An 11871-nucleotide genomic window follows, 5' to 3' on the forward strand; every position below is an offset into this window, starting at 1 on the left:
TGAGGTGGGTGAGCGACGGGGACGGACCGGGAGCGCCGCCGCCCGAGGGCCCACCGGATGCTCAGAGGCCCGCACCGCGGAGCGGTACGGGCCTCTGACCTGCTCTTCTACCGTCGGGATGACAGGATTTGAACCTGCGACCCCTTGACCCCCAGCGAGTGCTCGCCCGCATGCGCGGGCGCCTTTCAGTGGTGTCTGCCCAGGTCAGCGTCCGTTTCCGTCCATCAGCGTCCATCTTTGCCCACGACGGAAGGGCCTGCTTAGGCTCCCCGCTAGGCACCCCAGAGGACGGCGGTGAGCACAGTGGCGCGGATAAGGCGCGAGCGCGGCGACGGCGCGATCTACTACGAGGCCGCCCGTCGCCGATGGGTCGGACAGGCCGACCTCGGCGTATCCCCGGACGGCCGACGACGCCGTCCCAAGGTCGTCGGGCAGACCCGCCAGGAGGTGAGGGACAAGCTCGGCGCTCTCCTGGAGGCCAGTCGCCAGGGCATCGACGTGCGCTCCCGCAACGTGACGTTCGACGAGGTTGCGAACCTGTGGCTCGCCCGCGACGTCGAAGGTCACGTCTCCGAAGGCGCCCTCGCCAACTACACGACCATCCTGCGCGGCCGGATCTCGGCAGCCATCGGGCGGATCCCGGTCGCGCAGCTCCGGGCGAGCGACATCGAGAAGATGCTGCTGGAACTGCAGGAGCTCGGCCGGTCAGCTCGGTACATGCGCCTGGCACGGGCCCTGACTGAGCGGGTGCTGGACTATGCGATCCGCCGCGACATCGTGGAACGCAACGTCGCCGCGAAAGTCCGCGCACCCGCCGGCCCGACCGCCGAGCGGTACGGGCTCACGGTCAAGCAGGCTCGTCGCCTGCTGAACGTCGCGGCCGACGACCGGCTGGGCAACCTCATCACGATCTCGCTGTTGCTCGGCCTGCGCCCCGGTGAAGCCGCCGGCCTGACGTGGGGACAGGTGAAGCAAGGGCAAGCACCCCACGATCACCATCGCTGCGAGCTTGCGACGCACACCCATCGGAGCACTGATCCTCGTGGCACCGAAGACGCGCACCAGCCGACGCACCCTGGAGATCCCCCCGCCGGTCGTCGCGGCGCTGAAGGCGCAACGCGTCCAGCAGAAGGCTGACCGCGAGTCAGTGGGCGCCCACTGGGAGAACACCCTCGACTTGGTCTTCACCACCGAGGTCGGCACGCCGCTCGACCCGTCCAACGTGCGACGCTCCTACGCCCGGCTCGCACGCTCGGCCGGGCTCGAGCACCTGCACCCGCACATGCTCCGCCACGCCGCCGCCAGCCTGCTCTCGGCCGCCGGCGTCCCCATCGAAGACATCTCCGATACCCTCGGCCACCGATCAGTCGCAGTGACGGCCGAGGTCTATCGACACCCCATCGCACCCGTTCGCTCCGGGCACATGGCAGCCATGAATCAACTGCTGCCGAGGCAGGCGAACCCGTCCCAGCACTGATCAGCGCTCGTGGCCGGTCACGATCGGCTTGGAGGTCTCCCGGATGTCGGGCTGCCGAGCGCCGGGCGGTCATCAGCTCGGCCACTGGGCCGAGCGGCCGCCTAGCGCCCCCACCGCGACCGCCTAGCGGCCACCGTAAGCGACGCGTGAGCGACCGGCCGTGATCTTGCCGCTGGACGCCATCACCTGGCGGCTCACGCACCGACCGCCTGACGCTACGGCACACGACACCGGACGACCTCGAGGCGACCTGGGCGTTCCGCCAGCAGGCCAAGGTCAGCCGGTGGTTAACCCGGGCACCACGCGCACGACCTGAGTACCGAGGGCACTTCGTCGCCCCGCACAGCCTCGCGACAGTCGTGGTCGTCGAGCCGACGGCCAGGTGGTCGGCGACCACATCTCAAGATCGAGGACGCCTTGTCGGCCGCCGGGTCCGCAGCAGCAGCAGCGCCCCCGCCGCCAGGAGGGTCAGGCCGAGCGTGAGGAGGCCGAACAGACCCGATCCCCCTTGCGGGAGGACGCCCACAGGAGTGGACGTCGAGATCGGGTACCCGTCAGCGTCCTGACCCAGCACGACGATGTGGTGCATCCCCACCGTCGTATCGGCGGGCACCCGGGTCCACGCAGCGACCCGACCATGCTCGTCTGCAGTCGCGACCGTCAACGTCCGAGGCCGGGAGTCGAGCCGGATGACGACACCGGATCCCGGTGCGAAGCCCTCCGCAGGGACGTACACCGGCCCGAGTGCCTGCGTGCCGATCTCGCGCGTCACGAGCGGCGTCTGCAGCGTGCTCTCGATGGTCGTCACCGCGCGCCGCACGACGTGTGGGTTCCACGTCGGGTCATTCTGCAGCGTCACCGGACGCGCCCCGGTCCCGTTCGACCACGCGACGAGGGCCCGGGCCATGGCGCGATAGCCGTCGGTGTTCGGATGGAGCTGCTCGGGGTTCAGCGGGTCGCGGAGGTCTACCTTGTTCGCGTAGCTCGACGTGCCGTCGCAGATGGTGTGGTCCGGCAGGAACGCGTCGGCGACGTCGGTGGCCACGTACACCGGGCGGCCCTGCCCGTGCCACGACAGTGCGGCGAGCGTCACTGAGGTGTTCAGCGCGTCGATGAACTGGTTGAGCACGCGCACCTCCTCCGGCCCAATGCCACTCGAGCACCCTGCCGGTGCCTGCACGTCCTCACGCGTCGGCGGGATGATCCGGGGATAGGGCATCACGACGACCGGGATTGCGCGGCCGTCGCGGTGGTCCATCGCCACCGTGTCGTTGACCGCTGCGTCTACCGCCCCGAGCGCGACGGTGACGTCGTCCTGCACGCCCATCGCCCGGTTCAGCATGTCCGTCAGCGGGGTGATCATCTGCCCGGCGGCGTTCGGGCGGGCACGGACAAGGTCCGCGTCGCAGCGGATCTGGACTACGCATGCGCGAGCGAACCCGCCGAAGCCTGCATCGTTGCCGCCGATCGACACCAGGACGGCCCCCGGCGGTGTGTCGGACAACGCCAGGTCGCGCAGCTCGAGCAGCTGCGGTGGCATCGTCGCCCCACCGGTGCGCACGCCCAAGAAGGACGGGGGCGGCTGGGGACCGGTGAGGTTGCCGGTCACGGCTCCGGAGCACGCGATAATCTCAGTGCTCTCCCGGCCCCACAGCGCCGCGGCGTAGGTGTGGTCGGACCGGTGGCAGCTCGACCCGTCACCCCCGTCCGAGCCGGGGCGGTAGCTTCCTGCGCCCTCGCCGGACGAGTAGGAGTCCCCCAGCACGACCACCCGCTCGATGTCCGCGAGCACGCCGCCGAGCCGGCTGGCGTCAAGTGTGTCGGTGAGCTCTGACGAGCCGGTCCAGACGGCCGGGGCAGCGTTGCCGGCGAGCGCGGACACGGACACGGCGACCGGCCCGTCCCCACCCTCGTCGTCGGGTCGCACGGTGAAGGAGACGGTGCGCGAGTCGCCGGGCGCGATGTTGCCGAGGAAGCGCACGGGGTGCGCCACCGTGACGTCGCCAACGTTCGAGCGCGTGACCGCGAGCGAGACCCTCACGTTGGCCGCCCGTGTGCGACCGGTGGACGACACTTCGACCGAGACGTGCGTGCCGCCGTCCCCCGTGCCCGCGACGACGTCGAAGGACTGTGGCAGCTGCACGTCGAGCGCGAGCGCCGCTCGAGCGGCCCGGGCGATGGCCTGCGTCGGGTCGCCGCCGTCCGCGACGTCGACGTACGTGCCCTCGCCGACCTCGGCGACGCACCGCAGCTCCTCGGCCTCGTCGTCGCTCAGGTTGAGGCCGATCGTGTTGAACTGCACCTCGAGGCCCGAGTCGCGCACCTGGCGAGCGACGTCGCACGGTGGCGTGCCGCAGTTCGCCTCGCCGTCCGACACCACGACGACGACGCCGCCGGCGCGGCCCCCGTAGGTGGTGCGCAGGAGCTCAGCCGCCTGCGCGATGGCTGGGCCCGTGGGGGTACCGCCGTCCGGCTCCAAGGTGCGGACGGCGGCTGCCGCGGCCGAGACGTCCAAGGGGCCCAGCTTGACGGTCGACGTGGCATGTTCGCAGTCGTGGGCGCCGGTGCCTGCAGCGGTGTCGGGGTAGCGCATGAGCCCAAACTGCTGCCCCGTGCCCAGGGCCGTGATCAGGTCCAGGACAGCGCCGCGCGCGGCGTCGATCCGACGCGCGTCGGACCCGCCGACGAGGTCCTCCATCGAGCCCGACGTATCAAGCAAGACCAGCACGGGCGTGAAGTAGCCGAACGGGTCGGGCGTGATCTCCGGGTCCTCGACGGCCGCCGCACCCGGCGCGAGCAGCGCGCCGAGGAGCAGCGCGACCGCCGCGGTCACCCCGGCTCGGGTGCGCGCGGGGTTCACTGGGCCGCCAGGAGAGCCGCGACCTGGTCCGCGGTGCCGACCACCCGGCCGTCGCCCAACACGACCGTCGGGTCCCCGCCGGTCACCTGGACCTCGACGCGGAGCCGGAGCACGCCGCGCACGTCGAGCCGCAGGGGCGTGCTCGCGCCGTACGCGACGGGCGTCTCGGCCAGCAACGCTTCGTCCCCGATGACGCGCACGACGGCCGTCCCCGGCTCGCCCCGGTCCAGGACGCCGAGCATGGTCTCCAGGACGCTGGCGCTGCGCGCAACGACCCACTCGATCCCGGCCGTCCGAGGCTCGGTGGACGGACCCTCGCAACTCACGGAGTCCTGCACGGCCACGCCGTCGAGCGTCCCGTCCGAGATGGTCGAGCACCGGTCGGAGTCGACCTCGTCGAGCTGGGTGAGCAGGACCCCCTCCCCCGCGGCAGCCACGACCAGGTCGATGGCGGCACCGAGCGGCTGACCGGGCGCGGGGTCCGCGGAGAGCACGACGCCCTCGACGGCGCCGGGGTCGACGACCTCGGTGACGCGCACGACGGCGCCCAGTGACTCGAGCAGCTCGCGCGCGTCGTCGACGCTGCTCGCGCCCACGACCTCGGTTGGCACCGTCACCATGGTCGACAGGGTGAGGGTCACCGACGCCCTGGGCTCTAGCCCGGGCATCGGCTCCTGCGCCACCACGAGGCCCTCCGCGCCCGCTGCGGGCGTCCTGGTGAGCGTCACCTCCGCGGTCACCCCGGCATCGGACAGCGCCCGCCGCGCCGTCGCCTCGTCGAGGCCCAGAAGGTCAGGCATGACGGACGCCACCTGGGGTAAAGCCTCGACGTCCGCCGTCGGCTGCGGCGCAGCCTCGACGACGGTCCGCGGGAACAACAGCTGCCCCGCGGCCACGCCCACGAGGAGCAGGCCCACGACAGCGGCCGCCCAGGCGGCTGGCCGCACCCACGGCCGGTCAAGCACACCACCGCGCCTCGCGGGCCCCTCAGTCTTCACGTGTGCACCCTTCGTCCCGCTGCGCGGAGTGTGGCAGGACGGCAGGCGCCATGGGTGTGATGGGCGCGAGAATCACCCGAGGGGCGGAGCGACCGGCGGCCCGCTGCAACTGGGGGACGACACCTTGACCGACGAGCGCCTCACCGGATAGCGCCTCACCAGAACACTGACGGCGCGACGCCTGCCTGGCAGGTCAGGAGCATGTCGAACGGCCGGAAGGCGAGGGACATCTGCCCGAGCGCGCGCAGCAGCCGGTCGTAGGCCGTGCGGCGCTCCTCGAGCAGCTCGTCGTCCGACATCGTCCGTGCGATGCAGTACCGCCACAGCGCCCAGCCACCCGCCGGGGGCGCGAGGAAGGCGACGCCGAGGCGGCGCGCCTCGAGCTCGAGGGCGATGTAGCGCATCCGGCGGCGCTCACCCGCAGCGATGACCCCGAGCCGGTGAAGGTGCTCCCGTCGGAACCGCGCGGTCTGCAGGGAGTAGAGCAGCTCGAGGCTGAACAAGTCACCGTCGCGCGGGGAGCGGTCCTCGAGCGGCAGCCCGCACGACACGCCGGCCCGGCGACCGCGGCCGTCGGCACCGGGATCGACCATCGCGTTCCTCCCAGCTCTCGCGACCGGGCGGCGGCTGTCCCGACGGACAACATCACCGGCTCACGTGACGTGTCAAGGCGCCACGTGCCAGCGGTTCCGGGTGTCGTCTGTACAGTCGTGACCCGTGAGGACGCCATGGAGCTGACGCCACGCGTGTTCGTGTGCCACAGCTCCGTGGACGCGTCACTCGCGCGCGACATCGTGTCCGAGCTGGAGTCCGCCGGCATCCCGTGCTGGATCGCACCGCGCGACGTGGTGTCCGGAGAGAACTACCCGCGTCAGCTCGTCCACGCCATCCAGGAGTGCGCTACGTTCCTGGTGCTCATCACCCCCGCCTCCGTCCGGTCCGACCACGTGCTGCGCGAGCTGGAGCAGGCCGCACGGCACCGGCGGCCGGTGCTGCCCCTCGTGGTCGACGGCGCGTCGTCCGAGGACCTGGACTACTACCTCGGAGCGCTCCACCGCGTCGAGGGCTCGGAGCGCACGATCGTCGCGGAGGCCGTCCGGCACTTCGCCGGCGCCGGGAACCGTGGCCCGCGCCGGGCGTCCGTGGGTAGCACGGGTGCGACGCCGCCTCCGTCCCGCGGCTCCGACCTCCTTCGCGTCGGAGTCATCCCCTGGCCGCCGTTCGCCCGGCACGCATCCGGTGCCGGACCGTCCGGCGGCTTGTTCCTCGATCTGCTCGACCAGTTCTCCGTGGACACGGGCATCCCCTTCGAGTACGTCGACATCACTAACGACGCCGCCACACCCGGGCTGCTCTCGGGCGATCTCGACCTCGTGGCGTGCCTGTACCGCACGCCTCGGCGCGAACGGGACTTCGACTTCGCCGCCTGCCTGTTCGCCTCCACCATCGGTGCCGTGGTCCGCGCCGACGACCAGCGGATCCGCAGCCACGGCGACCTCTTGCGGACGGACGTCCGGCTGGCCGTCTGCCGGGGCGAGATCGGTGCCGAGCTCGCGGTCGACATGTTCGGCGCGGCTCGTGGCTCGTCCCGCCTCGTCGAGTTGGACACCACCGATGTGGCGAACGTCGGCCGCATGGTGCAGGCCGGGGTGGCGGACGCGGCCATCACGGACAACATCACGTGCCGCCTGATCTGCGAGGCGCTCGGAGCTTCCGTACGGCACGAGTTCGCCCACTTCCCCCTGTACGTAGGACACATCGGACTGCAGATGCTCAAGGGCCGGGAACCGCTGCGGGACCACCTCACCGAGCGACTGCAGGCGCTGCGGCGCGGCGGCACCCTCGCGGAGGCGCAGCGCGAACTCGAGAGCAGCTACGCCGGCATGCTGCAGGTCCTGTGACCCCCTCGCGGCTGCTGCTCTCCGGACGCCTCTCCGAGCCCGTGGCGAGGGCACTCGCGGCCCGCCTGCCGGACGTCTCCCTCCGCGCCCGGGTGGACCCCGCACCCGCCGACTTGGACTGGGCGGACTCGTACGCAGCGTTCGGGTGGCCAAGCACCGACCACGCCGTGTCCTTCGACTGGGTCCACTCGATGGGCGCCGGGGTTGACGCCTTCATTGACCACGCCGGGCAGATCGGCGTGCTGACGCGCACGCTCGGTGCCATGCCCGAGCGCATGGGTGCTTTCGTCCTCGCGCTGGTTCTCGGACGGGCGCACCACCTACGCGAGTACGCACTGAGCCAGGACGTGCGCGAGTGGCGCCCTCTGCCGCCAGAGCCGCTGCCCCGTCGGGCAGCGATCCTGGGCACCGGCGTTGTCGCCTCGGGAGTCGCCCGCGCCCTGACCGGTCAGGGCATCGCAGTTACGGGTGTGAACCGCTCGGGCCGGACGTCACCGCACTTCTCCGCCGTCGTGCCGTGGGGCCGGCTCGAGGACGCGCTGCGGGATTGCTCCCTCGTCGTCGCCGCGCTCCCAGCGTCGTCGTCGACCTACCGGATCATCGGCGAGGACGTCCTGGGCCAGCTGCGATCCGCGCACTTGGTCAACGTCGGCCGTGGCAGCACGTTGGACCTCGCGGCGTTGGGGTCGGCCCTGGCGTCCGGCACCGTAGTGCACGCGGACCTCGACGTCTTCGACCACGAGCCTCTCGACAATGGCTCCTGGCTCTGGGCCCATCCGGCGGTCCGGGTGACGCCGCACGTCGCCGCCGTCACCGCCGTCGAGGACGCGGTCGACGCGATCGCGAGCACCTGGGCCGACCTGCGCGCCAGTCGGCTCCCGGCAACACTCGTCACAAGGCCCGGCTGACGGCGTGCCAGGACGAGGGGAGGCCGGCCGCGCCGGCGACGAGGGGACCCGTCTGGTGTCACCGGTCGGCGAGCGCCGCGTCGACGAGGTGATGCGGCTCTACGCGCAGGCGTGGTGGACCCGCGACCGAGACGCGCGCGACGTCGCAGCGATGCTCCGCTCCGCGCAGCCGACCATCGGGGCCGTCACGCCCGACGACCGCCTGGTGGCTTTCGTCCGGGTCCTGACGGACTTCCGGTTCAAGGCAGTCGTCGTCGATCTCATTGTGGACGCACCGCACCGCAGAGCGGGTCTGGGCGGCCGGCTGGTTAGAGCCGTCGTCGAGCACCCGGCGCTCAAAGCTGTCGAGGACGTCGAGCTGTACTGCGACGAGGACCTCGTGCCCTACTACGCCTCCCACGGGTTCGCCGAGCCGCCGCGCACGCGGTTCATGCGCCGTTCGCGCTCGCGCGCCGAGGGGACGATCCCGCTCACGGCCGCGGCGAAGCGTTCCGCCGACGACGGGTCGAGCCGCAGAAAGTAGCTGGGTTCGAAAAGCTCCGCCTCGAGCACGCGGGGCGCGCCGTCCTCGTCGCGCGCGACGTCGATCCGGGCGTACAGAGGCACAGCGAACTCCTCCGGCACCCCCCGCCCGTGAGCGATGTCGCTGGCTGCCCGGAGACACGACCGGGCGAGCTCGATCTCGTCGGGTGCGGGCGTGCCGACGTCGATGCGTTCGGTGTACGCCCCGCCCCGGTAGCTGCCTCCCCGCTCGAGGATCGGGCCCTTGCGCCCGCAGTGCGAGAACTCGCCGCCGAAGAAGATCAGGCCGTGCTCACCCACCCGCTCCACGGAGTCGAGCGCGGGGAGCACCATGGGCGTCTTGCCGAGTCGAAGTATCAGCTCGACGAGCTCGACCGCGCGAGGGTCGTCAGCCTCGAAGAGGCCGGTGTTGCGCGATCCGGCGGAGACGGTCGGCTTGACGACCACGCGTCGCCCCGCACGTCGGGCGAGCTCCGCGCGCGCGGCCGCGGCGGAGGCGACGCAGACGAAGGGCGTCACCGCCACACCCGCGGCGTCCAGATCGCCAAGGTAGCGCTTGTCGAAGTTCCAGCTGATCAGCCCCGGGTGGTTCAGCACGGTCGCCACCGGTGCAACCGAGGCCAGCCAGGCGGAGAACTCCTGCGTCCGCAGCGAGTAGTCCCATGGTGACTTGAGGACGACGAGGGACAGCGCCGACCAGTCGACGGAGTCGGTCCAGGGGGCTACCACGGGCTCCAGGCCCTGCTGGTCCAGAGCCTGCGAGACGAGAGCGATCTCCGCATCGGGGTGGACGCCCGGCGAGTCGGGCGAGGAGACGACGAGTCCGACGCGTGGGCGCATGGCTCCTTACCGTGTCGAGGGCGGATCCGGGCGTGGCGTCGCCGTGCGGTGGTCTAGGCAGGGCGCGAGACACTGTAGCCGAGGCGCGCGGCCAGGAACGGCGCCATGCGCACACGGTCACGGTCGCGGTCACGCGTCGCCTCGTCGAGCGCTTCCCACGGCTCGAGGTCCGGGTGCACGCGTGCGCCGTCGTCGCGCGGACGTCCGTGCCGGTACCCGGCGGCGGTCTTGGCGGCGACCCACCGCTCGTGCTCGGCACGCGCGGCCGCGTCCACCTCCTCGGCCGTCAGCTCAATGACCGGGTCGTGCGGCGTGCCGGTGGCCTCGACGCGGAGGCCGAGCGAACGCAGGTGGTCCACGGCCGCCAGCACCTGCTCGCGGTTGGCCGCCTTGATCTCCTCCGGGAGGTCCGCGTACGCCGTCCTGCGCCAAGGCGACCCGGTGTCCAACCTGTCGCGCAGACGCTCGTGCATCCAGGCGGCGAGCGCCTCCACCGGTGGGTCGGGAAGCGGCATGATGACGCACGCTACCCGCTCGCCGTGGGCGGTGCCGATCGAAAGGGGACGCCGTGGCAGCCGCAGTCCGTTCTCGGCTCGCTCGCTTCTCCGCCGCTCTTCTCCTCGGTCGACGACGCCGCGGTTGGCTGCTCGTCGGTGCCGTCGCCCTGGTCGCATTCGTCTTGTCGTGGTGGGGTGCGGTCCTCGTGCACGAGGCGGACGGCGGGCACGCGCACTGGAGTGACGCCCCCTTCGCCGCGGTCCAGACCTTCTTCCTCGAGCCGCCCACGTCCGCGAGCGTCCCGACGCCGCTGCCGCTCGTGATCGGCCGGGTGCTGGCACCTCTCAGCCTCGCGACCGCCGCAATCCGGGCGCTGTCGGTGCAGCTCGCTGACCTGGTCGACGGGCTGCGCGCGCGTTCCCGTACCGACCACATCGTCATCGTCGGCCTCAACGCGGCGGCCTTCGCGACGATCGAGCGGATGGGCGACGCCGCAGCTCGCCGCCGCGGTGGCGTCGTCGTGCTGGAACGGGACCCGCACAACCCGCGGATCGGACTCGCTCGCGTCCGACTCGTCCCGGTCGTCGTCGGCGACGGGCGGTTTCCCGACGACCTGCGTCGCGCGGGTGTGGACCGGGCAGCCCGGCTGGTGACCCTGGCCGGCACCCCGGGCAACAACGCGGCGATCGCCGGCGCCGTGAGCGCGGTCGTCGCGCACCGCCGCACGAGGACCCTACTGCGCTCGCACATCGAGATCGACGACCCCCGCGCCCTAGCCGATCTGCAACGTGCGGCGCCCTTCCACCCTGACCACGCCCAGGAGTTCTTCAGCCTGCAGGAGCGCGCCGCGCGACTGGTCGCCCGACGCGTCACCGACGGAGCGTCCCTCACGCGCGAGCGCCGGCTCGTCGTGTCCGGCGGCGGGCACCTGTCACAGCACCTGGTGGCGCAGCTCGCCCGCGAGCACTTCACCGAGGTCTACGCCGCCCTGCCCGACGGGAGTTCGAGAGACGTTCAGCGCCTGGTGGTCCGCGTGCTGTGCTGCACCGAGGCGGAGGCCCGAGCGATCCGCACCGTCCTCACGCCCGCACTCGCTGCGGTTCTGGACCTTGAGGCGGTCATCGCACCCGACCCGGACCTCCACGGCGTTCTCTCGCGCCTGGCCGTGACCCAGCCGACGCATGTCATCGTCGCGGACGACGACGAGATCCGGCGCATGCGTGTGCAGCTCTGCCTGGATGACCTGTCCCCTCTGCGCGACGTCGACCGCGTCGTGGTTGCCGGAGCCGAACGTCACCTGGAGTCGCTCCTGGCAGCACCACGGGGCGCCCGCCGGAGCGCCGTGGTCCTGCCCGACGACGTGTGCGACCTGTCGACCCTGCTCGACGGCCGCCTCGACGACATCGCACGCTCGATCCACGAGCGCTACCTGCGCTCGAGTCGGGAGGAGCAGCTCGCCACCGCGGACGCCGTGCACCGGCGGGTCGACGCGGGTTGGGACCAGCTCGACGAAGACGTGCGACGGCTCAACGTGGCGGCGGCGCTCGGCCTCGTCTCGATGCTGAACCAGGAGGGGCTGCGGATCGTCCCGCTCCGCGACATCACCCGCGCCCGCGAGCCCCTGGCCGAGGGCCTGGTCGACCGCCTCGCCCCGGTGGAGCACGAGCGGTGGCGTCGCGCCCGGTTCGGCGACCGGCCGCCGACACCGCATGAGCCTCGCAACCGGCCCTGGGCCGAGGCGCTCGACGACCACGACCACACCCGCAAGCAGCTGCGGGCGACCCATCAGATCCTCGCGTTCGCTGGGCTGCAGGTGGACGACCCGCGGGAGACCTGAGCGCCCTCGCCGCTAGAGTTTCGCAGCGTG

Annotated in this window: 10 protein-coding genes and 1 pseudogene; 6 read left to right on the plus strand and 5 right to left on the minus strand. The window is 72.0% G+C overall.

Annotated features, from left to right (window positions below; genetic code table 11):
- Positions 1-294: 294 nt before the first annotated feature.
- The gene (locus JIG38_RS00700; protein ID WP_199421578.1) at positions 295-1137 is read left to right on the plus strand and encodes a site-specific integrase; all 843 of its coding nucleotides are present in this window, start codon (positions 295-297) and stop codon (positions 1135-1137) included.
- 10 nt (positions 1138-1147) lie between these two features.
- Positions 1148-1477 (plus strand): tyrosine-type recombinase/integrase, encoded by a 330-nt coding sequence (locus JIG38_RS00705; protein ID WP_372419614.1) that lies wholly within the window; start codon positions 1148-1150, stop codon positions 1475-1477.
- 400 nt (positions 1478-1877) lie between these two features.
- On the opposite strand, the gene JIG38_RS00710 is transcribed toward JIG38_RS00705, so the two are convergent.
- The 3 genes from JIG38_RS00710 to JIG38_RS00720 all read right to left on the minus strand — a co-directional run bounded on the left by JIG38_RS00710 (position 1878) and on the right by JIG38_RS00720 (position 5928).
- Complete coding sequence (locus JIG38_RS00710) at positions 1878-4310, minus strand: VWA domain-containing protein (RefSeq protein WP_199421580.1); 2433 nt, start codon at positions 4308-4310, stop codon at positions 1878-1880.
- 23 nt (positions 4311-4333) lie between these two features.
- Entirely contained in the window at positions 4334-5284 is a 951-nt protein-coding gene (locus JIG38_RS00715; RefSeq protein WP_199421581.1) for a PASTA domain-containing protein, read from the minus strand.
- Positions 5285-5490: 206 nt separating this feature from the next.
- On the minus strand, positions 5491-5928 hold the full coding sequence (locus tag JIG38_RS00720; RefSeq protein ID WP_199421582.1) for a hypothetical protein: 438 nt from the start codon (positions 5926-5928) through the stop codon (positions 5491-5493).
- Between the two features lie 135 nt (positions 5929-6063).
- On the opposite strand from JIG38_RS00720, the gene JIG38_RS00725 reads away from it, so the two are divergent.
- The 3 genes and pseudogenes from JIG38_RS00725 to JIG38_RS21200 form a co-directional block, all read left to right on the plus strand.
- Positions 6064-7236 (plus strand): TIR domain-containing protein, encoded by a 1173-nt coding sequence (locus JIG38_RS00725; protein WP_199421583.1) that lies wholly within the window; start codon positions 6064-6066, stop codon positions 7234-7236.
- A 167-nt stretch (positions 7237-7403) separates the two neighbouring features.
- Positions 7404-8144, plus strand: a complete 741-nt coding sequence (locus JIG38_RS00730) for an NAD(P)-dependent oxidoreductase (RefSeq protein ID WP_199421584.1) — start codon at positions 7404-7406, stop codon at positions 8142-8144.
- A 151-nt stretch (positions 8145-8295) separates the two neighbouring features.
- Positions 8296-8496: pseudogene (locus JIG38_RS21200) on the plus strand (GNAT family N-acetyltransferase); the annotation flags it as partial.
- Between the two features lie 35 nt (positions 8497-8531).
- Here JIG38_RS21200 and JIG38_RS19835 read toward each other — a convergent pair.
- Both JIG38_RS19835 and JIG38_RS00740 read right to left on the minus strand, forming a co-directional pair.
- Entirely contained in the window at positions 8532-9506 is a 975-nt protein-coding gene (locus tag JIG38_RS19835; protein ID WP_233404110.1) for an ATP-grasp domain-containing protein, read from the minus strand.
- A 53-nt stretch (positions 9507-9559) separates the two neighbouring features.
- On the minus strand, positions 9560-10021 hold the full coding sequence (locus JIG38_RS00740; protein WP_199421586.1) for a RyR domain-containing protein: 462 nt from the start codon (positions 10019-10021) through the stop codon (positions 9560-9562).
- A gap of 53 nt (positions 10022-10074) precedes the next feature.
- Between JIG38_RS00740 and JIG38_RS00745 the strand changes: the two genes are divergently transcribed.
- Positions 10075-11841 (plus strand): NAD-binding protein, encoded by a 1767-nt coding sequence (locus tag JIG38_RS00745; RefSeq protein ID WP_199421587.1) that lies wholly within the window; start codon positions 10075-10077, stop codon positions 11839-11841.
- Positions 11842-11871: the final 30 nt, after the last annotated feature.

The organism is Actinotalea solisilvae (assembly GCF_016464425.1).
In the GTDB taxonomy this organism is placed as follows: Bacteria; Actinomycetota; Actinomycetes; order Actinomycetales; family Cellulomonadaceae; genus Actinotalea; species Actinotalea solisilvae.

What these genes read in the sequence shown, in the direction of transcription:
- JIG38_RS00720 (WP_199421582.1), bottom strand. Translation starts at nt 5,928, where the DNA reads ATGGTCGATCCCGGTGCCGACGGCCGCGGTCGCCGGGCCGGCGTGTCG.
- JIG38_RS00725 (WP_199421583.1), top strand. Translation starts at nt 6,064, where the DNA reads ATGGAGCTGACGCCACGCGTGTTCGTGTGCCACAGCTCCGTGGACGCG.
- JIG38_RS19835 (WP_233404110.1), bottom strand. Translation starts at nt 9,506, where the DNA reads ATGCGCCCACGCGTCGGACTCGTCGTCTCCTCGCCCGACTCGCCGGGC.
- JIG38_RS00740 (WP_199421586.1), bottom strand. Translation starts at nt 10,021, where the DNA reads ATGCCGCTTCCCGACCCACCGGTGGAGGCGCTCGCCGCCTGGATGCAC.